19 protein-coding genes and 1 pseudogene are annotated in these 24622 nt (G+C 63.4%); 15 read left to right on the forward strand and 5 right to left on the reverse strand.

Going from position 1 to position 24622, the window contains the following annotated elements:
• Positions 1–8 precede the first annotated feature (8 nt).
• Positions 9–920 carry a LysR substrate-binding domain-containing protein gene (locus tag D906_RS17295; RefSeq protein ID WP_019099094.1) on the forward strand — a complete coding sequence of 304 codons (912 nt, stop codon included), beginning with the start codon at positions 9–11 and terminating at the stop codon, positions 918–920.
• Between the two features lie 50 nt (positions 921–970).
• On the opposite strand, the gene D906_RS17300 is transcribed toward D906_RS17295, so the two are convergent.
• The 5 genes from D906_RS17300 to D906_RS17320 all read right to left on the reverse strand — a co-directional run bounded on the left by D906_RS17300 (position 971) and on the right by D906_RS17320 (position 6827).
• Complete coding sequence (locus tag D906_RS17300; RefSeq protein WP_019099095.1) at positions 971–1744, reverse strand: IclR family transcriptional regulator; 774 nt, start codon at positions 1742–1744, stop codon at positions 971–973.
• 65 nt (positions 1745–1809) lie between these two features.
• Positions 1810–3267 (reverse strand): amidase, encoded by a 1458-nt coding sequence (locus D906_RS17305; RefSeq protein WP_027615533.1) that lies wholly within the window; start codon positions 3265–3267, stop codon positions 1810–1812.
• Positions 3264–4574: a citrate-proton symporter gene (locus D906_RS17310; protein WP_019099097.1), complete on the reverse strand. Its 1311-nt coding sequence runs from the start codon at positions 4572–4574 to the stop codon at positions 3264–3266. The genes D906_RS17305 and D906_RS17310 overlap by 4 nt, the downstream gene beginning before the upstream one ends.
• A gap of 82 nt (positions 4575–4656) precedes the next feature.
• On the reverse strand, positions 4657–5832 hold the full coding sequence (locus D906_RS17315; protein WP_025754163.1) for a M20 aminoacylase family protein: 1176 nt from the start codon (positions 5830–5832) through the stop codon (positions 4657–4659).
• A gap of 182 nt (positions 5833–6014) precedes the next feature.
• On the reverse strand, positions 6015–6827 hold the full coding sequence (locus D906_RS17320; protein ID WP_026020459.1) for an RHS repeat-associated core domain-containing protein: 813 nt from the start codon (positions 6825–6827) through the stop codon (positions 6015–6017).
• Positions 6828–6987: 160 nt separating this feature from the next.
• Here D906_RS17320 and D906_RS17325 point away from each other — a divergent pair, with 160 nt between their 5' ends.
• The 14 genes and pseudogenes from D906_RS17325 to D906_RS17390 all read left to right on the forward strand — a co-directional run bounded on the left by D906_RS17325 (position 6988) and on the right by D906_RS17390 (position 24620).
• The gene (locus D906_RS17325; RefSeq protein WP_025754164.1) at positions 6988–9504 is read left to right on the forward strand and encodes an excinuclease ABC subunit UvrA; all 2517 of its coding nucleotides are present in this window, start codon (positions 6988–6990) and stop codon (positions 9502–9504) included.
• Between the two features lie 178 nt (positions 9505–9682).
• Positions 9683–9950 (forward strand): annotated as a pseudogene (locus D906_RS26850) (TonB-dependent siderophore receptor); the annotation flags it as partial.
• Positions 9951–10021: 71 nt separating this feature from the next.
• Positions 10022–11671 (forward strand): MFS transporter, encoded by a 1650-nt coding sequence (locus tag D906_RS17335; protein WP_019098700.1) that lies wholly within the window; start codon positions 10022–10024, stop codon positions 11669–11671.
• Positions 11668–12801 carry an HlyD family secretion protein gene (locus D906_RS17340; RefSeq protein WP_019098699.1) on the forward strand — a complete coding sequence of 378 codons (1134 nt, stop codon included), beginning with the start codon at positions 11668–11670 and terminating at the stop codon, positions 12799–12801. The genes D906_RS17335 and D906_RS17340 overlap by 4 nt, the downstream gene beginning before the upstream one ends.
• 92 nt (positions 12802–12893) lie before the next feature.
• The gene (locus D906_RS17345; RefSeq protein WP_019098698.1) at positions 12894–13487 is read left to right on the forward strand and encodes a hypothetical protein; all 594 of its coding nucleotides are present in this window, start codon (positions 12894–12896) and stop codon (positions 13485–13487) included.
• Positions 13488–13856: 369 nt separating this feature from the next.
• The gene (locus tag D906_RS17350) at positions 13857–15155 is read left to right on the forward strand and encodes an MFS transporter (protein ID WP_016715588.1); all 1299 of its coding nucleotides are present in this window, start codon (positions 13857–13859) and stop codon (positions 15153–15155) included.
• A 110-nt stretch (positions 15156–15265) separates the two neighbouring features.
• A complete protein-coding gene (locus D906_RS17355; RefSeq protein WP_019098697.1) occupies positions 15266–15586 on the forward strand; it encodes a hypothetical protein in 321 nt (106 codons plus the stop codon).
• Positions 15587–16161: 575 nt separating this feature from the next.
• Positions 16162–17223 (forward strand): 3-deoxy-7-phosphoheptulonate synthase, encoded by a 1062-nt coding sequence (locus tag D906_RS17360; RefSeq protein ID WP_019098696.1) that lies wholly within the window; start codon positions 16162–16164, stop codon positions 17221–17223.
• Between the two features lie 79 nt (positions 17224–17302).
• Positions 17303–17584 carry a peptidylprolyl isomerase gene (locus tag D906_RS17365; protein WP_016715592.1) on the forward strand — a complete coding sequence of 94 codons (282 nt, stop codon included), beginning with the start codon at positions 17303–17305 and terminating at the stop codon, positions 17582–17584.
• 139 nt (positions 17585–17723) lie between these two features.
• A complete protein-coding gene (locus D906_RS17370; protein WP_026020444.1) occupies positions 17724–19523 on the forward strand; it encodes an extracellular solute-binding protein in 1800 nt (599 codons plus the stop codon).
• Entirely contained in the window at positions 19520–20578 is a 1059-nt protein-coding gene (locus tag D906_RS17375; protein ID WP_016715594.1) for a microcin C ABC transporter permease YejB, read from the forward strand. The genes D906_RS17370 and D906_RS17375 overlap by 4 nt, the downstream gene beginning before the upstream one ends.
• On the forward strand, positions 20578–21594 hold the full coding sequence (locus D906_RS17380; RefSeq protein ID WP_027609292.1) for an ABC transporter permease: 1017 nt from the start codon (positions 20578–20580) through the stop codon (positions 21592–21594). The genes D906_RS17375 and D906_RS17380 overlap by 1 nt, the downstream gene beginning before the upstream one ends.
• A gap of 41 nt (positions 21595–21635) precedes the next feature.
• Complete coding sequence (locus D906_RS17385; protein WP_027615532.1) at positions 21636–23018, forward strand: sigma-54-dependent Fis family transcriptional regulator; 1383 nt, start codon at positions 21636–21638, stop codon at positions 23016–23018.
• Between the two features lie 210 nt (positions 23019–23228).
• Positions 23229–24620 (forward strand): GntP family permease, encoded by a 1392-nt coding sequence (locus D906_RS17390; RefSeq protein WP_016715597.1) that lies wholly within the window; start codon positions 23229–23231, stop codon positions 24618–24620.
• The last annotated feature ends 2 nt before the right edge of the window (positions 24621–24622 follow it).

Genomic DNA, 24622 nt, shown 5'->3' on the forward strand with positions numbered 1-24622 from the left:
GGCCGCCCATGCTGATCGACGAAGAACTCACCCTCAAAAAGCTGGAAACCTTCCTCGCCTTCATGCGCAGCGGCAACCTCGGCCGCGCCGCTGCCGAGCTGTCCACCAGTGCGGTCAGTGTGCATCGCGCCATCCACTCACTGGAAAGCGCCCTGCGCTGCCCATTGTTCAAGCACGAAGGCCGCCAACTGATCCCGCTGGAAAGTGCTTACGTGCTGGAAAAGAAGGCCCGACAGCTGGTCCAGGACGCTGAGCAGATGGTGCGCCAGACCCGTGAGGCCGCCGGCTTCTATGCAGAGCGCTTCCGCCTGGGCGCGCTCTATTCGCTAACCGTGAAGACCGTGCCCAAGCTGGTCATGGGCCTGAAACTGCGCCGCAGCGAACTGAACATAGACCTGACCCTGGGCTCTAACATCGACTTGCTGCAACGCCTGAAGAACCACGAACTGGAGGCCATTCTGGTCTCCCTTGATGAAAGCGTCAGCGACCCGGCCTGCGAGCAGTTGCCGCTGTTCTCCGACGATATCTTCCTCGCGGTCCCCACCGACTCGCCTTTCGCCGAGCAAGCCGAGGTGGACCTGGCCGACCTGGCCGACTCCACGTTCATTACCCTGACCCAGGGCTTCGCCACCCACCGCGATGGCGCACGGGTGTTCCAGCAGGCCGGCTTTGAACCGAAGGTGGCCATGCAGGTGAACGATATCTTCACATTGCTGAGCATGGTCAGCTCGGGAGTGGGCTTTGCCCTGCTGCCCGGGCGCATCGCCGCGGTATACGAGAACCGCGTCAGGTTGATTGCCTTGAAGCCGCAATATCGCTTGCAGCAGCATATCGGTGTGGTGTTTCTGAAAGCCCGGGAGCGGGAGCCGAACCTGCTGGCGTTGCTGGCGGAGTGCCGGATGTACAGCCTGGAGCGATAAGCCAGTGTGCGGCATGCCGACCTTGCTGCCACGGCACCAACGCCGAAACCTCAAACCGACAATGCCCGCTGCACCTCGCCCACGGTAGTCGCCAGACTGTTCAGGTGCAGGTTCAACACCCGCTCGACCGGCGCCTGGTCCAGTGGCCAGTGCAAGGCAATGCTCCCGGCCAGGCGCCCTTCGGCATGCACCGGCAAGGCGATGGCGCGAATCAGGAACGGCAACCGCACCGGATACTCCCAGTGCCCTTCAGTCCGCTGGCCAAAGCCGTTGTGTGCGTCTTCCTCGATATTGCGCAGCACCGTGTCATCGCGCAGCCGCTCATGGGCCGCCAAGCGCTGCACTTCGTCCTCCGCCAGCTCACCCAGGCAGGCCCGCCCCATCGCCGAATGGAACAGGCTGGCATGGTGCCCAACAATCTGGCAGGTGTGCGGGTAGCGCTTGCGCAACACTTGGGGGATGGCACTCTCCATCACCTCCAGCCGTTCGCCGTCAAAGCACGACAGGTCTGCTACCAGCCCGGTGCGTTCGCTCAGCTCCAGCAGCATGGGCGCAGCGCTTTCCACCAGGCGTCGCTTGAAACGCAACTGGCGGTCGCCGAACAGGCGCCGCGCGCACAGCCGGTAGCGCCGGTCGCTCAGGCCACGGTACACCCAGCCTTGCTCCTGCAAGGTGGCAAGCATGCGCGATACCGTGGCCTTGGGCAGCGCCGTCAGGTAATGCAGTTCCTCCAGGCCCAGCGCCTGGTGTTCGCCCAACAGGTCGACAATGGCCAACGCCCGTTCCACGGAACGCACGCCGCCACTGTCTGCCGTGATGCCCATGGTTTTGACCTCCTTGTAGCGGGATGGTCAGCATAGCCAGCAAGATCCGCGCCTGCCCGGTGCATTCATGACGCCTGCAGGCACTGGGGTGGGCAACGCTCCACCCACCGGGTGAGCTGTTCGTGGGCATACGCCAACTGCAACACCGCATGGTCAGCCTGGGCCGGGCCTATGATTTGCAGGCCCATGGGCAACCCGGCAGCACTGAACCCGACCGGTACGCTGATGCTCGGCAAGCCGGCCAGGGTCGGTCCGATCACCACCTCCATCCAGCGGTGGTAGGTGTCCATCGCCCGCCCCCCAACCACCGTCGGCCATGGCTGGCGTGCATCGAAAGGGAACACCTGGGCCGATGGCAACAGCAAAAAATCGTAACGTTCGAACAGATGGGCCAAAGCTCGGTACCAGTCGCTGCGGTCCAGCGAAGCCTGGTACAGCGCTGCCGCACTCAGTTGCAAACCCCCTTCCACTTCCCACTGTGCCTCAGGCTTGAGCCGTGCGCGCTTGTTCGGGTTGGCATAGGCCACGCCGAGGTTGCCGTGCACCAGGAAGTGGCGATGGGTCAGCCAGCATTGCCACAACCGCGCGAGGTCGAATGCCGGCTGGCAAGCCTCCACCCGACAGCCCAGTTCGGCAAAGTCGGCCAGCGCCGACTCGCACAGGCTCATCACCCCGTCATCCATGGGCAGGTAGCCGTTGTAATCACCCAGCCAGCCGACCCGTACACCCCGGAAATCACGCTGCAAACCGGCAGCAAAATCCCGCCGACCTTCGCTCAGCGACAGGGGTACCCGTGCGTCGACGCCAGCCTGTATCGACAGCAACCGCGCCACGTCAACCACGCTGCGGCCCATGGGCCCCTCGGTGGCCAGCTGCTGCACGAACAGTTCGGGCGCCGGCCCATGGGGCACTCGGCCCTGTGAGGGGCGCAGGCCGAACACATTGTTGAACGCCGCCGGGTTGCGCAGCGAGCCCATCATGTCGCTCCCGTCGGCGACCGGCAGCAGGCGCATGGCCAGCGCCGCTGCCGCCCCGCCACTGCTGCCACCGGCCACACGCTGCGGGTCGTAGGCATTGGTGGTGGTGCCGAACAGGGTGTTGTAGGTTTGCGAGCCGAGGCCGAACTCGGGCACGTTACTCTTGCCCACGATCAGCGCCCCGCTCGCCCGCACCCGCGCAACACTGATCGCGTCCTGCTCGGGTATCTGTTCGGCAAACAAGGGGGAGCCAAGGGTGGTGCGCAGCCCGGCAGTGGCTGCCAGGTCCTTGATCGCCTGCGGCATGCCATGCATCCAACCTCGTGAATGGCCACGGGCCAGTTCACGGTCACGCTCATCGGCCTCGGCCAGCAGCGCTTCGGCCGGGCGCAGTGACACCAGCGCATTGACTACAGGGTTGCAGCGTTCAATGTGCAGCAGGTAGGCCTGCATCACGTCCCGACACGACACCTGGCGGGCATGGATAGCCTGGGACAATGCATCGGCATCGAGGGCTACGATGGGGTCGATGGCTAGCGGCTTCACGGTTTCACTCCAAGGTTGAAGTTGGCAGACTTGGCCACCCGAGGTGCTTCTTTCAGGCAGTAGGTACCCAGCAGTGTCAGCAGGCAGGCGAACAGCACATAGAACGCAGGCGCCACCGGGGTGCCAAGCACCTTGCTCAGCCAGGTCACGATCAACGGGGCAAAGCCGCCGAACACCATCACTGCCACGTTATAGGCCACCGACACACCGGTGGAGCGCACCTCGACCGGGAACTGCTCGGCCAATGCAGTGGGTGCCGGGCCGAAGAAGCCGCCGATGGTGGTGCACAGCAGCAGTTGCATGATCAGCAGGCGCTCCACGGACGGCGCTGCGGCCACCCAAACATACAGCGGGTAGACCATCACGAAGAACGCCAAGGTGAAGGCCATCAGAACCGGGCGCCTGCCCAGCCGGTCCGACAGCGCGCCAGACAACGGAATCACAACGGTCATCAGCCCCACGGCCAGCATCTGCACCAGCAGCACCTGGTCCAGCGGCAGCCCGAGGTTCTTGTGGGCGAAGGTCGGCATGTTCACCAGCACCACGTAGAACGACACCGTCGCGCCACAGGCCAGGCCCATCGACACCAGCAGGCTGCGCCGGTGCTCACGCAACACCTGCCACAGGCTGGGCGAGTGGCCCTTGGCCTGGCGGCGCGCTTCGACGAACTCTTCCGGCTCCTCCATATGCTTGCGAATCCACAGCCCCACCGGGCCGATCAGCAGGCCGAGCACGAACGGAATGCGCCAGCCCCAGCTGTCCAGTGCCTCAGGCGAACACAGGTGCGTCACCAGGGCGACCATTGCCGCCCCGGAAAACACCGCCAGGCACTGCCCCACCAGTTGCCACGAACCATACAGACCCTTGCGGTGGGCCGGCGCGCTTTCCACCAGAAACGCTGTCGCGCTGGCGTATTCGCCACCGGTAGCGAAGCCCTGCAGCATACGCGCCACCACGATCAGCATCGGCGCGGCCATGCCAATGGCCAGGTAATCGGGGGCAAAAGCGATCATGGCGATCGACACGGTCATCAGCCGGATGATCATCTGCATGGCCGCCTTGCGGCCCTTGCGATCGGAATACATGCCCAGCAACACACCACCCACCGGGCGCATGAAAAAGCCGACGCCAAAGGTGGCCAGGGCCATCAGCAGCGAGGCGTACTCATCGTCGGACGGGAAAAACTGCCGGGCAATGATGCTGGCCAGAAAGCCATACACGATAAAGTCATACCACTCCAGGGCGTTGCCGATAACGGCAGCGACCACCTGCCGGGTACGCGACACGCCAGTGCTCGAAGTCTGCATAGGGGAACACTCCACACAATGATTGGGTGATCACCCGGGCGCGGTCGCACCCGGGTTCCAGCGGCAGTCGTAAATGGGAAGGTCAGGCGGGTGCGAGCCAGCGCTCTGCCAGCGCGCCCCAGTAGGCGGCGCCGGTCAGCAGGATGTCGTCGTTGAAGTCGTAGGCCGGGTTGTGCACCATCGGCCGCGATACCCCATTGCCGATGAACAGGTAGGCACCCGGGCAACGTTGCAGCATCCAGGCGAAGTCTTCGCTGCCCATCAGCTTGCGGGTGTTGGCATCCACCGCCTCGGCACCCAGCAGTTCCACCCCGACCTGCGTGGCGAAGGCGTTCTCTGCGCCATGGTTGACCAGCACCGGGTAAGCCGGACGGTGTTCGATGCTGGCACTGCAGCCAAAGCTTTCGGCCTGGCTGACGATGATCGCCCGCACCCGTTCCAGGGTCTGTGCCCGCACCTCGGCGTTCAGAGCGCGCAGGCTAAGGCGCAGCAACGCCTGCTGCGGGATCACGTTGGCCGCTTCACCGGCCTGCAGCGCACCCACCGTGACAACAGCCGCCTCCTGCGCATCGATATTACGCGCCACCACGGTTTGCAGTGCCATCACCACACTGGCCGCCGCCACCAGCGGGTCGATGGTCAGGTGCGGCATCGAACCATGGCCGCCAACCCCGTCGAGTGTCACCGTCAGCAAGTCTTGCGAGGCCATCATCGGGCCCTCGCGAAAACCCAGGTGCCCGGCTGGCAGGCCCGGCATGTTGTGCATGCCGAACAGGGCATCGCAAGGGAAGCGCTCCAGCAGGCCGTCGGCCAGCATCGCCTCGGCGCCGCCCTGGCCCTCCTCGGCCGGCTGGAAGATCAGCGTCAGCGTGCCGTCGAACTGCCGGGTCGCCGCCAGGTACCGCGCGGCGCCGAGCAGCATGGTGGTGTGACCGTCATGGCCGCAGGCGTGCATGCAACCCTGGTGCTGGCTGCTGTACGTCGCGCCCGTGGCCTCGTGGATGGGCAGCGCGTCCATGTCGGCGCGCAGGCCCAGACGGCGTGAGCTGCTGCCATTGCGTAACACGCCGACCACGCCAGTCTTGCCGATGCCGGTGTGCACCTCATAGCCCCACGCCTCAAGCAACTGGGCGACCAGTGCAGACGTGCGGTTTTCTTCAAAACCCAGTTCCGGGTGAGCGTGGATATCGTGACGGATCGCGTGCAGCTCGCTGGCCACATCGTCAAGCCAGGCCAGGATGTGCTGATGTCGGGACATGTGGAGTCTCCTCGCGCGGGTGGTTTCCCGTTCTTGTTGTTCGCCTTGAGGTCACGACGGCTGAGGCAGGTCGTGCTTGCGAACAGATAAGCGCGAGGAGCGATGAAGCACAATCGAATCTGGTTTCACAGCGTGGAACCGAAAGCGCCGATCAGGGCTGCCATTGCTTGCAACGGCAAGCACTATTTCATGGCGGGGAGGCGAACCAATAATATTTGTTCTGGCAAGGGTTCGAGAATGGCCGATTCCCGGCCGCGTAATCGGTTCCAGCCGGTGGCTTCCTTGATGGACTCTATTACCAACTTGCCAAGTGGCAATCTATTCGCTGTGGCTTCCTGATAAGTCGATTTTACATCGTTGAACAGCTGCCTCAGCTTGCCCACTCCGGCGAGAGACCCTGCGGCTATTCCGGCCCCGGTCACCAGTTCAGCCCCCACTGACTCAAAGGGCGCTGAAAAAGCGAACACCGCACTGGGTGCCTTGACGATGGTACCCGCCAGGCCGCCCATAAATATCATTGCATTATTGGTACGGCTTGAATTGTTGAACTCCTTCGGTATTGGCGTTCCGTTAGCCTTGGCAATTGAACGTTTGACGATTGCTTTGGATGCCTTGTTCAGTGAAGACAACATGCCTACCGTTCCCCAAACAAGTCCTGTTGCTTGCCCGACTACCCGTGTGGGCGAATGACCATCACGGTCGACCTTGTTAATCGGGTCCCCCATGCAGTAGGCATAGGCATTAAGCCCTCCACGACCAAACGGGCTGAATACGTCCGGGCTGTGAAAGCGCATTGTCCCGGTGTGATAGGCACGCTTGCCGTTGCCAAGTAGATAACCCTGCGGCAGAAGCGCGCCGGCCTCTCCGGCAAAGGCCAACAGCGGACAGCCCTTGCCCCCCTGATAGCCATAGGGTGTATAGGGCTGTAACGGGAAGTTATTACTTGCGTGCACGGAGGCCTGTTGGTCAATGGCCAATAAATATGAAGTTCGCATGTTTTTCAGTTCCTGTTAGTGTTACTTGCCCCTTCACACTAACCCCATCACCCTTAATCAATAACTCGCAGATTTGCTGAGCGGAAACATTACCCACACACGATGGCTGCAATTGCTGTTACCTTGGGCGCACTGTTCCGAAACAGCCAAGGACTGCGTCATGCCTCCACGCCCAACCACCCCAAACGGCTTCGTCCGTGTGCGGGGTGCCCGCGAGCACAACCTGAAGAACATCGATGTCGATATCCCCCGCGATGCGCTGGTGGTGTTTACCGGCGTATCCGGCTCAGGCAAATCGTCACTGGCCTTCTCCACGTTGTATGCCGAAGCCCAGCGCCGCTATTTCGAATCAGTGGCACCCTATGCCCGGCGCCTGATCGACCAGGTTGGCGTGCCAGACGTAGATGCGATCGAAGGCCTGCCTCCAGCCGTGGCCCTGCAGCAGCAACGTGGCACACCCAGCGCGCGTTCCTCGGTGGGCAGCGTGACCACCTTGTCCAGCTCGATCCGCATGCTCTACTCACGCGCCGGCCACTACCCGGCCGGGCAAGCGATGCTGTATGCCGAAGACTTTTCGCCAAACACGCCCCAGGGCGCGTGCCCGGAGTGCCATGGCATGGGCCGGGTCTTCGAGGTGACCGAAGCGACCATGGTCCCCGACCCGTCACTGACCATTCGCGAACGCGCGGTGGCAGCGTGGCCGATGGCCTGGCAGGGCCAGAACCAGCGCGACATTCTGGTAACGCTGGGCTATGACGTCGATATCCCTTGGCGCGACTTGCCCCAGGCGCAACGCGACTGGATCCTGTTCACCGAAGAAACGCCCACCGCGCCGGTGTATGCCGGCCTGACGCCCGCGCAGACCCGCGCCGCACTCAAGCGCAAGCAGGAGCCTAGCTATCAAGGCACGTTCATGGGTGCCCGGCGTTACGTGCTGCATACCTTCATGCACTCGCAGAGCGCACAGATGCGTAAACGCGTGGCCCAGTACATGCGCCCCAGCCCCTGCCCGCTGTGCCAAGGCAAGCGCTTGAAGCGCGAGTCGCTGGGCGTGACCTTCGCCGGCATGGATATCGCCGAACTGTCGCACTTGTCGCTGCAGGCGCTGGCCGAGGTGTTCCGCAAAGTGTCGGCAGCTGACTATCTGGCGCACCCGCAAGACGACCTGACCCTGGAAAAGCGCCTGGCGGCACAACGCATCGCCAAGGAATTGCTGGAGCGCATCGACACGCTGCTCGACCTTGGCCTCGGTTACCTGGCCCTGGAGCGCAGCACCCCCACCTTGTCTTCGGGTGAGCTGCAACGCTTGCGCCTGGCCACCCAGCTCAACTCACAGCTGTTCGGTGTGATCTACGTGCTTGACGAGCCCTCGGCCGGCTTACACCCGGCCGACAGCGAGGCGTTGTTGGAAGCCCTGCAACGCCTGAAGCACGCGGGCAACTCGGTATATGTGGTGGAGCACGACCTGGACACCATGCGCCGCGCCGACTGGCTGGTGGATGTAGGGCCGGCTGCCGGCGAGCATGGTGGCACCATACTCTACAGCGGGCCGCCCGCAGGCCTGGCCGAGGTCGAGCCATCTTGCACCCGCACCTATCTGTTCAATGCACAGTCCCGGGCCACACGTGCGCCACGCCAGGCCCGAAACTGGCTCACGCTTGAAGGCATTACCCGTAACAACCTCAACAACCTCAGCGCCGCATTCCCGCTGGGCTGCTTTACCGCCGTTACGGGCATTTCCGGCTCGGGCAAGTCCAGCCTGGTCAGCCAGGCCCTGCTGGAGCTGGTCGGTGCGCACCTGGGCCATGCCGAGCAACGCAGCGAGCCCGAAGAACCAAGCCTGGAGGACGCGCCTGAGCAGACCGGCAGTGGGCATGTCAGCGCTGGCCTGGATAGCATCAAGCGCCTGGTACAGGTCGACCAGAAGCCGATCGGTCGCACGCCTCGCTCCAACCTGGCCACCTACACCGGCCTGTTCGACCACGTGCGCAAGCTGTTCGCGGCCACTGAGCAGGCCAAGGCACAGGGCTTCGACGCGGGGCGCTTTTCCTTCAACGTTGCCAAGGGCCGCTGCGCCAATTGCGAAGGCGAAGGCTTCGTCAGCGTTGAGCTGCTGTTCATGCCCAGTGTCTACGCCCCCTGCCCCACCTGCCATGGAGACCGCTACAACCCTGAAACCCTGGCGGTGAGCTGGCAAGGCATGAACATTGCGCAAGTGCTGCAGTTGACTGTCGAGCAAGCCCTGCAGGTCTTTGCCGAACAGCCACCGGCGCGGCGTTGCCTGCAAGTGTTGCAGGACATCGGCCTGGGCTACCTTCGCCTGGGCCAACCGGCTACCGAACTGTCAGGTGGTGAAGCACAACGGATCAAACTGGCGACCGAGCTGCAACGCACGGCCCGCGGGGCAACGCTGTATGTGCTGGACGAGCCCACCAACGGCTTGCACCCGCAAGACATCGACCGATTGCTGGTGCAACTGAACCGCCTGGTCGACGGCGGGCACAGCGTGGTGGTGGTTGAACATGACATGCGTGTGGTAGCGCAAAGCGACTGGGTGATCGATATCGGGCCGGGTGCCGGCGATGCCGGGGGCAAGGTGGTGGTCAGTGGCACGCCGCAGGTGGTGGCTGGGTGTGCGGTAAGCCGTACAGCAGCGTTTTTGGCCAAGGCCCTGTAAAAGCGCGCATTGCCAGGCTCCAGGCAGGGCCACAGATTGCGATCAATTCTTGATTGCACCCCTCTCCCGGAACCTCGCGCCTGCCATGCCGCCCGCCGACCTACCCTCAACCTGCAGGTCCAGACGCTGTGCACCGAGCACCACGGCTGGCTGCAGGGTTGGCTAGGGCAGTTGCAGTAGGGCACCGCTGACCGTGGGCGTACGGCGGCAATCGATCAGCGTCGACAGCTGGGCGACCGGCACCGGTGCGCGCAACACGCCTTACGACGAATCCATCACTACCCCGGTGTATGGCCTGGTGATCAAGCCCTGGGAACATGTGTCGTTCGCAGCAGGACACCTTCAACATGGACGGCGAACAGGTCAACAAGGGGGTGGAGCTGAATGTGTTCGGTGAGCCGGTGGACGGCCTGCGGCTGCTGACCGGTGCGATGTTCATGCACACGATCTCAATGCCACCACAAAAACCAAGGCATGCACCTAGCAGCAGCAACCGCCGCTCAAGTACAGTCTGCCCATGGACAAGTACGCCCCACGCCAGTGGCTTCCCCACGAAAAACCCAGCCTGCCGGGCTCCCCCTCCACGCCCCTGCATTCGCCAGCCAAGCGCCTGGCCTATGGCGTGGTCGGCCTGCTGGTCGCAATCACCGGCGGCCTTGGCAACGCGTTGGTCACCGCCAACCTGGTGTTCCTGCAAGGCGCCTTGGGCGCGACCACGGCAGAAATGGCCTGGCTGCCTGCCGCCTACGTCATGACCAACGTGTCCATCAACCTGCTGCTGGTGAAGTTTCGCCAACAGTTCGGCCTGCGGGCCTTCACCGAGGTGTTCTTGGTGCTGTATGCCCTGGTCACCTTCGCCCACCTGCTGGTCAACGACCTCAACTCGGCCATCGCGGTACGGGCGGCCCACGGCATGGTCGGCGCCGCGCTCAGCTCGCTGGGGCTGTATTACATGATCCAGGCGTTCCCGGCGCAATGGCGGCTCAAGGCGATGGTGCTGGGCCTGGGCGCCTCGCAGCTGGCACTGCCGCTGGCACGCATCTTTTCCGAAGACCTGCTGCAAATCGCCGAATGGCGTGGCCTGTACCTGTTCGAGCTGGGCCTGGCGCTGGCCGCGCTGGGTTGCGTGTTGATGCTCAAGTTGCCACCCGGTGACCGCTTCAAGACCTTCGAGCCCCTGGACTTCCTCACCTTCACCCTGATCGCCAGTGGCACAGCCCTGCTTTGCGCCGTGCTGTCGCTGGGGCGCATCGACTGGTGGCTGGAGGCGCCGTGGATCGGCGTGGCGCTGGCGGCCTCGATCGGCCTGCTCTTCAGCGGCCTGGCCATCGAGCACAACCGGCGGAACCCGTTGTTGATGACCCATTGGCTGGGAAGCGGTGCAGTCATTCGCCTGGCGCTGTGCGTGGTGTTGATCCGCATGGTCACATCCGAACAGTCAACGGGCGCAGTCGGCTTTTTGCAGGCGCTGAACATGGGCAGCGAGCAAATGCGCACGCTGTACTGGGTCATGCTGCTGGGTGCCGTGGCAGGCCTGGCCAGCAGCGCCCTCACCATCAACCCCAACCACCTGGTGATTCCGCTGTTCGTCTCGTTGCTGGCCATGGCTGCCGGCGCCTTCATGGACAGCAGCTCCAGCAACCTCACGCGTCCGGCACAAATGTACTTCAGCCAGTTTCTGCTGGCTTTTGGCAGCACCTTCTTTCTTGGCCCGTCGATGGCCTTGGGCATCAGCCATGTGCGCGCCAACCCACGCAACCTGGTGAGCTTTTCGGTACTGTTCGGCATCTGCAACAACCTCGGCGGCCTGATTGGCGCGGCGCTGTTGGGCACCTTCCAGATCTGGCGGGAAAAATTCCATTCCAGCCACCTGATGGACCGCCTCAGCTACCTCGAACCCCTGGTCAATGCGCGTGTGCAGAGCGGCGGCAGCGGTTACGGCGGCATCATCGCCGACCCGGCCCTGCGTAGCGAAGCCGGCATGCGCCTGCTGGCCAGCGCCGCCACCCGCGAGGCGAACATCATGGCGTACAACGACGTGTTCGTGCTGATTGGCAGTATCGCTATCCTGACTATGGTCTGGATCTGCATCCGTAGCACCTGGCTCTGGTACGCAAAACGCCAGGCCACCCTCACCGACTCCACCCCCGGCGCGCCCAACCGATGACCGACGACACCCGCACCACGACCACCACTGCCATTGCCGAAACCCCGGAAGGTGCCACACCGCCCAGCGAGCCGACCAGCCCGGTACGTTCGCGGCGGGTACGCATCCTCTCGTCAATCAGTTTCGCCTGCGTGGCCCTGGCCGGCATCCTGCTGGTGCTGTATGCCTGGCGCCTGCCACCGTTCGGCAGCGCCATCGAAAGTACCGAGAATGCGCTGGTACGCGGCCAGGTGACTATCATCGGCCCACAACTGAGTGGCTACATTGTCGACGTGCCGGTGCACGACTTCCAGTTCGTCAAGGCCGGTGACCTCTTGGTGCAACTGGACGACCGCATCTACAAACAGCGCCTGGCCCAGGCCATCGCCCAACTGCAGCAACAACAGGCAGCCCTGGCCAACAACCTGCAGCAGCGCAACAGTGCCGAAGCCACCATCGCCCAGCGCCAGGCGGCCATCGGCGATGCGATGGCCCAGGCGATCAAGGCCAAAGCCGACCTGAGCCGCAACCAGGCGCTGGTCAACGACGGCTCGGTGTCGCGGCGCGACCTGGACCTGGCCCGTGCCAGCGAAGCGGCAGCGGTCGCCAGCCTGGCCCAGGCCAAGGCAGCGCTGGAAATCGCCCGCCAGGACCGTGAAACGGTGGTGGTCAACCGGGCAGCGCTGGAAGCATCGGTAGAGAATGCCAAGGCGGCCGTGGAACTGGCGCGCATCGACCTCGACAATACCCGCGTCACTGCCCCGCGCGACGGCCAGCTGGGGCAAATCGGCACACGCCTGGGGGCTTATGTGAACTCTGGCGCGCAGTTGATGGCGCTGGTACCCGACACCTTGTGGGTCATCGCCAACATGAAGGAAACCCAAATGGCCAATGTACGCATCGGCCAGCCGGTGACGTTCACCGTGGATGCCCTGAACCACCTGAAGTTGCAGGGGCACGTGCAGCAGATATCGCCAGCCACCGGCTCGGAGTTCGCCCTGCTGCAGGCAGACAATGCCACTGGCAACTTCGTCAAGATCGCCCAGCGGATTCCGGTGCGCATTACTGTGGATGCCGGCCAGGACGACGCCAGGCGACTGCGCCCAGGCATGTCGGTGGTCGTCAGTATCGATACCCGAGGTGAGCCATAGCGATGCCGTCTTGCCACGATTGCGCCGCTCTAACCCGTGGGTTCTAATCTGCAGCCATCGGTTTTATCTTCGCCATTCAAGGACGTTTCACCATGTACAGGAAGATCATGCCGCTGGCGCTGCTGGCAACCCTGGCAGGTTGCTCCGACAGCAACGACACCTCCGAGGCCAGTTTCAAGAAAGCCGCCCAGGCCTACCTCGACACCCAGTATCCGCACTGCTTCGTCATCAGCTCATTCCCCACCAAGACACAGGACTTCGACCTGCACGGCACCAACAAGGCGCTGCATGCCTTGGCCAAGGTGGGCGTGGTCAGTGAGAAGGAAATCTCGCGCACCGAGGTGCCTGCCCGGCTGTGGCAACCGGCACGTACGGACATTTACTATGCCTATGCGCTTACCGACGAAGGCCGCAAGTATTACAAGGCGGACCACGGCCTTTGCTTTGGCAAGGCGCAGGTAACAGCGATCGAACAGTTCAGCGCGCCAAGCGAAGCCACGGGACAAAAGACATCGAATGTGACCTATGCCTACACAATTACCGGGCTACCGGCATGGGCCGGTGATGAACAGGTCAAAGCCAGCATTGCCGAACTGGGCAAGGCTGTGGCCAGTCATGCGACGCCGCTCAAAGATACCCGGGCCATGGTGCTGACCCATCAAGGATGGCAACTGCGGGACAGATAGTGGATTACCGGGTTTGCCCTGCAGCACTGGCTTGTCTGCCAAAGACACATTCATGTCGCCCACAGACTGCGGCGTCTCGTCGCACGCCAATGCCCCTTGGGCAAAACCGCGCAAGCCCGTAGAATCGCGCCTCCTTTTCGCCCGTCGCCTTGAACGGTGGCAACCGGCAGCAATGACAGAGTCCGTGCCTGAACACATGAACGCACATGTGAAATAGGCTCAACCCTCCCCGCACGGCCCATTTCCCAAAGGGCCCAGCGGTTGAGTCTTGCCCAGGTCGCATCCGTGTAGCCACTCGCCCCTTGCCGGGTCGGGCCGGCGTGCGCGTCCGAGAAGGCGCTCATTCCGCTCATCCAACTAGAGGTACGTATGTCTCCGCGTTTGCTGGCCATGGCGCTGGCGCCCCTGCTCGGGTTGTTCATCATTGCCCTGGGCAACGGCTTCATGTCTTCCCTGACCACCCTGCGCCTGGGCGCTGCCGGTGAATCAGCCACCACCATCGGCATTGTCTCGTCGACCTACTTCATCGGCCTGACCCTGGGTGCAATCTTCAACGACCGGCTGATCTTGCGCATCGGCCACATCCGCGCCTACACCAGCTTCGCTTCGCTGATCGCCGCGACCATCCTGCTGCAAGGGTTGTTCTACGACGTCACCTGGTGGTCTGTGCTGCGCCTGATCAACGGCTGGGCAGCGGTCGGCGTGTTCCTGGTGATCGAGAGCTGGCTGCTGCTGGCCGGCGACGCCAAGATTCGCGGGCGCCTGCTCGCGCTGTACATGATCGCCTTCTACGGCGCCGGGGTAATCGCCCAGGCCGGCCTTGGCGAAATCACCCAACTGGGTGACACCGCCCCCTTCATGCTGGCTGGCGTACTGGCTGCGCTGTCGGTGCTGCCTATCGTGATCTTGCCGCGGGTATCGCCCCTGCTGGACCAGGTCGAACCGCTCAAACCCCGCCAGCTGCTGGGTGTAGCACCGTCGGGCCTGGTGGGCTGCTTCGGTTCGGGTGTGGCCATTGCCGGGATCTATTCCCTGCTGCCGCTGTACCTGCAACGCATCGGCCTGGAGGTGGGCGAGGTCGGCAACATGATGGCTTGGGTGATCCTCGGCGCCATGCTGCTGCAATACCCGGTCGGGCGCTGGTCCGACCGCAAGGACCGCCAGGATGTGCTGATCGCCCTGGCTGCGCTGTGTGTGGTGCTGTCGCTGGTCACGGTGTTCCTGCCGTCGGACTCGTTCCTGCTGCCAGCCATGCTGTTCCTGCTGGGTGGTGGCGTGTTCACCCTGTACCCGGTGGCGGTCAGCCATGCCGCCGACCGGGCGCCGTCCGATGCGCTGGTACCGATGATTCAGGGCCTGCTGCTGATCAACTCGCTGGGCTCTGCCATGGCGCCGGTCGCCATGTCGCCGATGATGACCGAGTTTGGCGAAGCCGGCCTGTTCTGGGCCTTTGCCGTGGTCAACCTGGGCATGGTGTGCTTCTTCATGTGGCGCCGTGGCAAACGCCCGGCGGCGGAGCACCCGGCACCGTTTACGGCTTCGACCACCTTCTCGCCAACCGGCGCCGAGCTGCGCGTGACCGAAGACCTGATGCACGCCGCGCAGGAGCATCCGCCGCTGGAGCCGGTAGAAAACCCTGCACCAGCACAGCGCTCGGAATCTCATTGATCCCAGGGGCCGCAGTGCGGCCCCTGAAGTTACCGCTCGTCGCCCAAAGCGCACCCCGCTCCCCGCACTTGGCCAAACGAATGACAGATCATCCGCAAAGGAGACTTCCCATGATCCGCATTCGTCCGCTTTCCCTGTACCTCGCGCTGGCCCTGACCAGCCTCACCGGCACCGCCTTCGCTGCCACCAACACCGACACACACACCAACACCGACAGTCGCCCACAGACCGATCAGTCTGGCGGCAAGACGGCTGGTGAGGGCAGCAGCGTCAACAGCCCCGGCAGTGGTAAAAGCAACGACAGCAGCGACGCCGGCAACAACACCGATGCCGCCGACGGCGCCAGCGGCGGCTCCAACAGCACCGGCGAGGCTACCGGCTCCGGTGCGGGGCACACCGGAGGCACTGCAGAGGACCAAGACAGCCACTAGGTCGGGCGTTACGGTCATTGAACCAGCCAGTACAAAAACAAATGATCAACCCTATAGCATTTATCCATTGAATGGCCCGGCCGAACTGAAGTAAGCTCGGGCTCATTCACTGGAGAGCAACATGCCGAAACACACCCGCAACCACGCCAACCACACCGGTCGCACCCTGCGCCCTGTGCTGGCCGTTGCCGGCTGCGTGGCACCTGCCAGCTATTACTTTGGGTATTGGTTTAGCCACTAGGCGCCGATACCCACACGGCGCCCACCTTCGAGGGGCCGCCGAACATGAGAATACTCAAACCCCCGGTCGGCTCCCCGACCGGGGGTTTTGCTTTTCAGGCCTTTGAACAACACCGATTCACATTGAGGACAGATTCATGAACTACGCCACTTATTACTACGCAAACACCTATGCCTGGCGATTTAGCCAATCCCGTTCGGGCCAGCCTGCCGCCTCCGTCCGGTCTTCCACAGGTGGCAATGCAACAGCCAATACGAATTCAACGATCTGTCGAACACCTCGATAGGGCCGACCTCGCGGGCCAGAACCCGCCGTCCGCCCAGGGAAAAACGCCATGCAAGCTTCCAGCCTCGCCCTGCCCCTGACCCAGCCGCAAGCGGCCAACACCACCGTCAGCAAGCGCCTGCCCAGCCCGCACCTGCTCAAGCAGCAAATGCCGCTGTCCAGCGAACTCACCCAGCAAGTCCATGCCCACCGTCAGGCCATCCGCGACATCCTCGAAGGCCGCGATCCGCGCCTGTTGGTGATTGTCGGCCCCTGCTCGATCCACGACCCTCGTTCAGCCCTGGAGTACGCCGACCGCCTGGCAGCTCTCAGCCGTGAAGTCAGCGACAAGCTGCTGCTGGTGATGCGCGCCTACGTCGAAAAACCCCGTACTACCGTGGGCTGGAAAGGCCTCGCCTACGACCCGCACCTCGATGGCAGTGACGACATGCACTCGGGCATCGCGTTGTCCCGTGGGTTGATGCTGAGCATGATCGAACGCGGCCTGCCGATCGCCACCGAGCTGCTGCAACCGATGGCCGCCGGCTACTTCGACGACCTGCTGGCCTGGGCCGCGATTGGCGCACGCACCACCGAATCGCAGATTCACCGGGAAATGGTCAGCGGCCTGGAGCTGCCAGTCGGCTTCAAGAACGGCACCGACGGCGGCATCGCCATCGCCAGCGACGCCATGCGCAGCGCCGCCCACCCACACCGCCACTTCGGTATGGATGCGCAGGGCCACCCGGCGATCATCGAAACCCTGGGCAACCCGGACACTCACCTGGTACTGCGCGGTGGCCACAAAGGCCCCAACTACGATGCCAACAGCATCGCCATGGCCCGCCAGGCACTGGCCAAGGTTGGCGTGCAGGCGCGAATCATGGTCGATTGCAGCCACGCCAACAGCGGCAAGGACCCGGCTCGCCAGCCAGCGGTGTTCAACGATGTGCTGGCGCAACGCCTGGCCGGCGACCGCTCGCTCGTTGGCGTGATGATCGAGGGGCATTTGTTCGATGGCTGTCAGGCGCTGGGCAAGGGTGTACTGAAGTACGGCGTGTCGATCACCGACGGCTGCCTGGGCTGGACCTCGACCGAAACCCTGTTGCGCGAAGCGGCACAAAAACTGTAAGACGAAGGATGCAAGCCTGGCGAGACATACCCCAAGCAAGTGCGCTAGGCTTGCCTTTTTACCCCAAGGAGCAGTACCCATGGCCCGTGCAACCGCCCGCCACATCCTGGTCAGCAGCATCGATAAATGCAACGAACTCAAAGCCCAGATCGAAGCAGGCGCCGACTTCGCTGAAATCGCCAAAGCCAACTCCACCTGCCCGTCCAGCCGTCAGGGCGGTGACCTGGGCTCGTTCGGCCCAGGCCAGATGGTCAAGGAATTCGACACCGTGGTGTTCAGCGCTCCGGTCAACACCGTGCAAGGCCCGGTGAAAACCCAGTTCGGCTACCACCTGCTGGAAGTGACCAGCCGCCAGGACTAAGTCCTCGCAGCCGATGAAAGTCCGTGTGGGAGCGGGCGTGCCCGCGAATAGGCCAGACCAGACAACCTCGTTGCCTGAGCCGACGCATTCGCGGGCACGCCCGCTCCCACAGGGTTTGTGGGGCCTGCTCTTGCTTTGTCTGGCCTTCAATGCCCAAGCCGCCCCCACCCACGCACTCACCGTCTACGGTGAAGCTCCCCGCTACAACGCCAGCTTCCAGCACTTCGACTACGTCAACCCTAACGCCCCCAAGGGCGGCATCCTGCGCCGCTCGGCCATCGAGATCGGCCAGTTCGACCATATCCTGCCGTACATCGACAAAGGCATTGGCGTCAGCGAAGTCGATGGCCTGTTGTATGCGCCACTGGCCGTGCGCTCGTTCGATGAACCCTATACCGTCTATGGCCTGATCGCCCACAGCATGGAGCGCGGCCCCGACGATGCCTGGCTACGTTTCAATATCGACCCGCGTGCCACCTTCGCCGATGGCAAACCGGTGCGTGCCGAAGACGTACGTTTCACCTTCGAGCTGCTGATGAACAAGGGCAGCCTCAAGTACCGCACCCAGTTCGCCGACGTCACTGGTGTGACCGTGGAAAACCCGCACAGCGTACGCTTCGACTTCAAGCCCGGGCACGGCCGCACCCTGGCCCTTGACCTCGCCAGCCTGCCGGTAATGCCCGAACACGACTGGCAGCAACGCGACTTCGTCAACGGTGCCGGTTTTGACAAGCCAGTCGGCAGCGGCCCGTACCGCATCGGGCGCATCGACAACGGCCGCAGCATCACCTTCGAACGTGACCCCACCTGGTGGGCGCGCGACCTGCCCGCCAGCCGTGGCCGCTACAATTTCGACAAGCTGCGCATCGAGTACTTCGGCGATACCGAGGTGGCCCGGCAGGTGCTCAAAGGCGGGGGGTACGACTACAACCGTGAGTTCTCCGCCACCGCTTACACCCTGGGCTACAACGGTGCGCAACTGGAGGATGGTCGCCTGCAACGCGCCCACCTTGGCCCGGCCAAACCGCAAGTGGCCCAAGGCTTCGTGTTCAACCTCGACCAGCCGCAGTTCAAGGACCGCCGGGTGCGCCAGGCGCTGGGCATGTTGTGGGACTACGAGTGGAGCAACCGGCAGATGATGCGCAATATGTACATCCGCCAACAAAGCGTGTTCTCCAACACCCCGCTGGCGGCCCGCAAGTTGCCGGATGCCGGCGAGGTGAAGCTGCTGGAGCCGTTGCGCGGCCACGTACCAGGCGAAGTTTTTACCACGGTGTTCAGCGCCCCGGTCACCGACGGGTCCGGGATCATCCGCAAACAACAGTTGCAGGCCCTGGCCCTGCTTGAACAAGCCGGTTGGCACCCCGAGGGCGACCGCCTGGTGAACAGCGACGGCACACCGCTGGCCTTCACCTTCCTCAACGGCCAGGCGGGCATGGAGCGCCTGCTGCTGCCGTGGAAGCGCAACCTGGCCCAGATCGGCGTCACCCTGAACATCCGCAATGTCGACGCTGCCCAGTACGTCAACCGGCTGATGGCGCGCGACTACGACATGATCGTCACCGGCTACCCGGTTACCCTGTCGCCGGGTGCCGAGTTGTACAACTACTTTGGCTCGGCAGCCGCCCACGACCCCGGCTCGAACAACCTGATGGTGCTGCAAGACCCGGCCGTGGACCGCCTGATCGACGGCCTGGTGCGGGCCGACACCCAGGCCGACATGCTGCAGCACGCCCGCGCCCTGGACCGGGTGCTGCAATGGAACTACTACTGGATTCCCAACTACTACCCGCCAGGTAGCTCCACCGCCTGGTGGAACCGCTTTGGCCTGCCCAAGGTCCAGGCGGCCTATGACGAAGGCCTGGACACCTGGTGGGAGATCAGCCCCACTCCGCTGACCAACGCGCAAATGGCCGAACGCCAGAAGGCCTTGCGATGACCACCTACATCTTGCGCCGTCTGTTGTTGATCATCCCGACCCTGCTGGCGATCCTGCTGGTCAACTTCGCCATCGTCCAGGCTGCGCCGGGTGGCCCGGTAGAACAGGCCGTGGCGCGTCTGCAAGGCCTTGGCGGCGGTGCACCCGGCGCGCGGGCCGAAGTGGTGCACGGTGAGTCCCGCGCCACACGAGGCCTGGACCCGAAACTGATCGAGGAGATCAAGCGCCAGTACGGTTTCGACAAATCCGCCCCCGAGCGCTTGTGGCTCATGCTGGGCCAGTATGCCCGGCTGGACTTCGGCAACAGTTTCTTCCGCGGTGCCAAGGTCACGGACCTGATCCTGGACAAGTTGCCGGTCACCCTGTCGCTGGGTTTCTGGGCCACGCTGATCACCTACCTGGTGTCGATCCCGCTGGGCATACGCAAGGCGGTGCGCCACGGCAGCCGGTTCGATGCCTGGAGCAGCGCGCTGATCGTGGTCGGCTATGCCCTGCCCTCGTTCCTGTTCGCCTTGCTGCTGATCGTGCTGTTCGCCGGAGGGACCTCGCTCAACTGGTTCCCGGTGCGTGGCCTGGTTTCGGACAACTTTGACGAACTCAGCCTGCTGGGCAAGGTTGCCGACTACTTCTGGCACCTGGTGCTGCCAGTCGGCGCCTTGGTCATTGGCGGTTTCGCGACCCTCACGTTGCTGACCAAGAACGCCTTCCTCGACGAGATTTCCCGCCAATACGTCGTCACCGCCCGGGCCAAAGGCCTGAGTGAACGCCGGGTGCTGTATGGCCATGTATTGCGCAATGCCATGCTGCTGGTGGTAGCGGGCTTGCCGCAGGCACTGATAACGGTGTTTTTCGCCGGTTCCTTGCTGATCGAAGTGATCTTTTCGCTCGATGGCCTGGGCCGCATGAGCTATGACGCAGCAGTGTCGCGGGATTACCCGGTCGTGTTCGGCACACTGTTCATCTTCACCCTGGCGGGCCTGTTGATCCGCCTGATCGGGGACCTGTCGTACACGTTGCTCGACCCTCGCATCGACTTCGATACGAGGGCGCACTGATGCTTTCCCCCGTCTCGCGCCGTCGCCTGCAACGCTTTCGCCGCAACCGCCTGGGCTGGGTCTCGCTGTGGCTGTTTGCCGGCCTGTTGCTGTTGAGCATGGGCGCAGAGCTGGTGGCCAACGATAAACCCCTGCTGCTGGGCTACAAGGGCGAGCTCTACATGCCGGCACTCAAACGCTACACCGAGCAGCAGTTTGGTGGCCAATTGCCGTTCCAGCCCGATTACCGCAGTGCGTATGTGCGCCAACTGATCGCGGAACAAGGCGGCTGGATGCTGTTCGCGCCCATCCCGTTCAGCGCCGACACCCCCAACTACGACCTGCAAGTACCCACCCCCAGCCCGCCAAGTGCAAGCAACTGGTTGGGTACCGACGATCAAGGGCGCGATGTGCTGGCGCGGATACTGTACGGCACGCGGGTATCGCTGCTGTTCGCTTTTGCCCTGACCGTCGTTAGCGTGCTCATTGGCGTGATAGCCGGCGCGTTGCAGGGCTACCACGGCGGTTGGGTCGACCTGCTCGGCCAGCGCCTGCTGGAAGTGTGGTCAGGCTTGCCGGTGCTGTACCTGCTGATCATCCTCAGCGGCTTTGTCGAACCGGATTTCTGGTGGTTGCTGGGGATCATGGCGCTGTTCTCCTGGCTGACGTTGGTCGATGTGGTACGCGCCGAGTTTCTGCGTGGGCGCAACCTGGAGTATGTAAAGGCAGCCCGGGCGTTGGGCCTGCCGGACAGCCAGGTGATGCTGCGACATATTTTGCCCAACGCCATGAATGCCACGCTGACCTACGTGCCATTCATGCTGACCGGGGCGATCACGACCCTGACCGCACTGGATTTCCTCGGGTTTGGCATGGCGGCCGGGAGTGCTTCGCTGGGTGAGTTGGTGACCCAGGGCAAGCAACACCTGGAGGCGCCATGGCTGGGCTTTACCGCGTTTTTCGCGCTGGCGGTGATCTTGTCGTTGCTGGTGTTTATCGGGGACGCCTTGCGCGAAGCATTCGACCCCAGAGGTTAGGTTTTACAGGCCCGGCCTTCACATGATTCGGAATTTGCCCCATGCACGACAGCGACAGCCTCAAGAACTACCCCCAGGTACGGCAACTGGCAATTCACTCGCTGTTCGAGATTATCGAGCAGTCCAGCGAAGGCACGGTCATCGTTGACCGCAATGCACGTATCGTCTGGATGAACGAACGCTACGCCCGGCGCTTTGGCCTGGCCGATGCCGCCAGTGCCATCGGCCAGCCATGCGAAGCGGTGATCCCGGGCAGCCTGATGCGCGAGGTGGTGAGCAATGGCCGGCCAATCCTGCTGGACATGCTCGACACCCCGAACGAGCCCTTGGTGGTGATGCGCCTGCCGATCCACGACGACCAGGGCGCTCTGATCGGTGCCATCGGCTTTGCCCTGTTCGACGAACTGCGCAGCCTGTCGCCACTGCTTAAACGCTACGCCAGCATGCAGCAGGAACTGGCCTCGACCCGCTCGCAACTGCGCGCCCGCCAAGCCAAGTACAGCTTCGCCCAGTTCGTGGGCAGCAGCGCTGCCAGCCTGGAAGCCAAGCGCCGCGCCCGGCGCGGTGCGGGCAGCGATTCGCCGGTGTTGTTGCTGGGCGAAACCGGTACGGGCAAAGAGCTACTGGCCCATGCCATCCACGCGGCTTCGGCGCGGGCGCACAAAGCCTTCGTCAGCATCAACAGTGCAGCGATCCCTGAAACGCTGCTGGAAGCCGAATTTTTCGGCACCGCGCCGGGTGCGTTTACCGGCGCCGACCGCAAGGGCCGCAGTGGCAAGCTGCAGTTGGCCGAAGGCGGCACGCTGTTCCTCGACGAGATCGGCGACATGCCGCTAGCCCTGCAGAGCAAGCTGCTGCGCGTGCTGCAGGAAAAGGAATACGAGCCGGTTGGCTCGAACCAGATGCTGCGCAGCGACGTGCGCATCATTGCCGCCACCTCCATCGACCTGCAGGCGGCCATGGCCCGTGGGGCGTTTCGCGCCGACCTGTATTACCGGCTGAATGTGCTGCCGATCGACGTGCCGCCGCTGCGGGAGCGACTGGAGGATTTGCCAGCGCTGTGCGAGACCATACTGGGTGAACTGGGCAGCCAGTACGAGCTGGAGGCCGAAGCGCAACAACTGCTGGCGCGGCATGCATGGCCGGGGAACATTCGCGAGCTGCGCAATGTGCTGGAGCGCGCGACATTGCTGGCGGATCAGCCACGGTTGGGGGGGGCGGACTTGCGTGCGGCATTGGGGCCGTTGAGCCCGGTAGCGGGCGGGCCGGTGCGACAGACATACCGGGAGGCCTGCGAGGCATTCGAGCGCAAGCTGATTGGCGAGGCACTCGCAGAATGCGAGGGCAATGTACCGCAGGCTGCTAAGGCGTTGGGGCTAGGACGGTCGACCCTGTACAAGAAGATGGTTGCACTCAGTCTCTGATTAGAGACTCTAGTTTCTATATTGAGACTATGGCAAGGGCTTTGCCCTTGTGCCTCGAAGTGACGCAAAGCGAAAAAAAATCTCGAATTAGAGACAAATATTTTAGAAAAAACAAAAAACATCTATAAATCAATGACTTAAATGTTGGCACGATTCCCGCTATCTCCTGCACACCGATAAAAACAAGACTCACCCAGGAGACCCACCCCGATGACCGTGCTCATCGCCCTCGCCGCTCTGGCCCTGCTGATGCTGGCTGCCTATCGCGGTTACAGCGTAATTCTCTTTGCCCCCATCGCCGCCCTCGGCGCCGTCCTGCTCACCGACCCCTCTGCCGTGGCCCCCGCGTTCACCGGGGTGTTCATGGAGAAAATGGTGGGCTTCATCAAACTCTATTTCCCGGTGTTCCTGCTGGGCGCAGTATTTGGCAAGCTGATCGAACTGTCCGGCTTTTCCCGATCGATCGTCGCCGCCGCCATCCGCCTGCTTGGCACCCGTCAGGCGATGCTGGTAATCGTGCTGGTCTGTGCCCTGCTCACCTATGGCGGTGTCTCGCTGTTCGTGGTGGTGTTCGCGGTGTACCCGTTCGCCGCCGAAATGTTCCGCCAGAGCAACATCCCCAAGCGCCTGATCCCCGCCACCATCGCCTTGGGCGCGTTCTCGTTCACCATGGACGCCCTGCCGGGCACCCCGCAAATCCAGAACATCATCCCCAGCACCTTCTTCAACACCACCGCCTGGGCGGCGCCATGGCTGGGCCTGATCGGCACGTTGTTCGTGTTCTTTACCGGCATGGCCTACTTGCAACGCCAACGCAACAAAGCCCAGCGTGCGGGTGAAGGCTATGGCACCGACCTGCGCAATGAGCCGGAAACCGCTGCCGACCTGGCCCTGCCTAACCCCTGGCTGGCCTTGGCGCCACTGCTGCTGGTGGGGGTGATGAACCTGCTGTTCACCCACTGGATCCCGCAGTGGTACGGCCCCAGCCACAGCCTGCAACTGCCCGGCATGAACGCGCCAGTGCAAAGCGACGTGGCCAAGCTCACGGCCATCTGGGCAGTGCAGGCGGCATTGCTGGTGGGCATCCTCATGGTGCTGGTGTGTGCCTTTGGCGCCATCCGCACGCGCCTTGCCGAAGGCACCAAAAGCGCGGTGGGTGGTGCCTTGCTGGCGGCCATGAATACCGCTTCTGAATATGGCTTTGGTGCAGTGATCGCCTCGCTGCCAGGCTTTCTGGTGCTGGCCGATGCCCTGCGTGGCATCCCCAACCCGCTGGTCAACGAAGCCATCACCGTGACCTTGCTCGCCGGCATCACAGGCTCCGCTTCGGGCGGCATGAGCATCGCCCTGGCGGCCATGGGCGACACGTTCATCGCCGCCGCCCATGCCGCCAACATCCCGCTCGAAGTACTGCACCGGGTGGCCGCCATGGCCAGCGGTGGCATGGACACCCTGCCACACAACGGCGCGGTGATCACCTTGCTGGCGGTGACCGGCCTGACCCACCGCGAGGCTTACAAGGACATTTTCGGTATTACCCTGATCAAGACCCTGGCGGTGTTCGTGGTCATCGCCACGTTCTACGCCACTGGCATCGTCTAAGG

The organism is Pseudomonas sp. LAIL14HWK12:I1 (genome assembly GCF_003202095.1).
Taxonomy (GTDB): domain Bacteria; phylum Pseudomonadota; class Gammaproteobacteria; order Pseudomonadales; family Pseudomonadaceae; genus Aquipseudomonas; species Aquipseudomonas monteilii.

What these genes read in the sequence shown, in the direction of transcription:
- D906_RS17385 (WP_027615532.1), top strand. Translation starts at nt 21,636, where the DNA reads ATGCACGACAGCGACAGCCTCAAGAACTACCCCCAGGTACGGCAACTG.
- D906_RS17380 (WP_027609292.1), top strand. Translation starts at nt 20,578, where the DNA reads ATGCTTTCCCCCGTCTCGCGCCGTCGCCTGCAACGCTTTCGCCGCAAC.
- D906_RS17375 (WP_016715594.1), top strand. Translation starts at nt 19,520, where the DNA reads ATGACCACCTACATCTTGCGCCGTCTGTTGTTGATCATCCCGACCCTG.
- D906_RS17350 (WP_016715588.1), top strand. Translation starts at nt 13,857, where the DNA reads ATGTCTCCGCGTTTGCTGGCCATGGCGCTGGCGCCCCTGCTCGGGTTG.
- D906_RS17320 (WP_026020459.1), bottom strand. Translation starts at nt 6,827, where the DNA reads ATGCGAACTTCATATTTATTGGCCATTGACCAACAGGCCTCCGTGCAC.
- D906_RS17295 (WP_019099094.1), top strand. Translation starts at nt 9, where the DNA reads ATGCTGATCGACGAAGAACTCACCCTCAAAAAGCTGGAAACCTTCCTC.
- D906_RS17360 (WP_019098696.1), top strand. Translation starts at nt 16,162, where the DNA reads ATGCAAGCTTCCAGCCTCGCCCTGCCCCTGACCCAGCCGCAAGCGGCC.
- D906_RS17355 (WP_019098697.1), top strand. Translation starts at nt 15,266, where the DNA reads ATGATCCGCATTCGTCCGCTTTCCCTGTACCTCGCGCTGGCCCTGACC.
- D906_RS17390 (WP_016715597.1), top strand. Translation starts at nt 23,229, where the DNA reads ATGACCGTGCTCATCGCCCTCGCCGCTCTGGCCCTGCTGATGCTGGCT.
- D906_RS17335 (WP_019098700.1), top strand. Translation starts at nt 10,022, where the DNA reads ATGGACAAGTACGCCCCACGCCAGTGGCTTCCCCACGAAAAACCCAGC.
- D906_RS17325 (WP_025754164.1), top strand. Translation starts at nt 6,988, where the DNA reads ATGCCTCCACGCCCAACCACCCCAAACGGCTTCGTCCGTGTGCGGGGT.
- D906_RS17365 (WP_016715592.1), top strand. Translation starts at nt 17,303, where the DNA reads ATGGCCCGTGCAACCGCCCGCCACATCCTGGTCAGCAGCATCGATAAA.
- D906_RS17345 (WP_019098698.1), top strand. Translation starts at nt 12,894, where the DNA reads ATGTACAGGAAGATCATGCCGCTGGCGCTGCTGGCAACCCTGGCAGGT.
- D906_RS17300 (WP_019099095.1), bottom strand. Translation starts at nt 1,744, where the DNA reads ATGGGCATCACGGCAGACAGTGGCGGCGTGCGTTCCGTGGAACGGGCG.
- D906_RS17310 (WP_019099097.1), bottom strand. Translation starts at nt 4,574, where the DNA reads ATGCAGACTTCGAGCACTGGCGTGTCGCGTACCCGGCAGGTGGTCGCT.
- D906_RS17315 (WP_025754163.1), bottom strand. Translation starts at nt 5,832, where the DNA reads ATGTCCCGACATCAGCACATCCTGGCCTGGCTTGACGATGTGGCCAGC.
- D906_RS17340 (WP_019098699.1), top strand. Translation starts at nt 11,668, where the DNA reads ATGACCGACGACACCCGCACCACGACCACCACTGCCATTGCCGAAACC.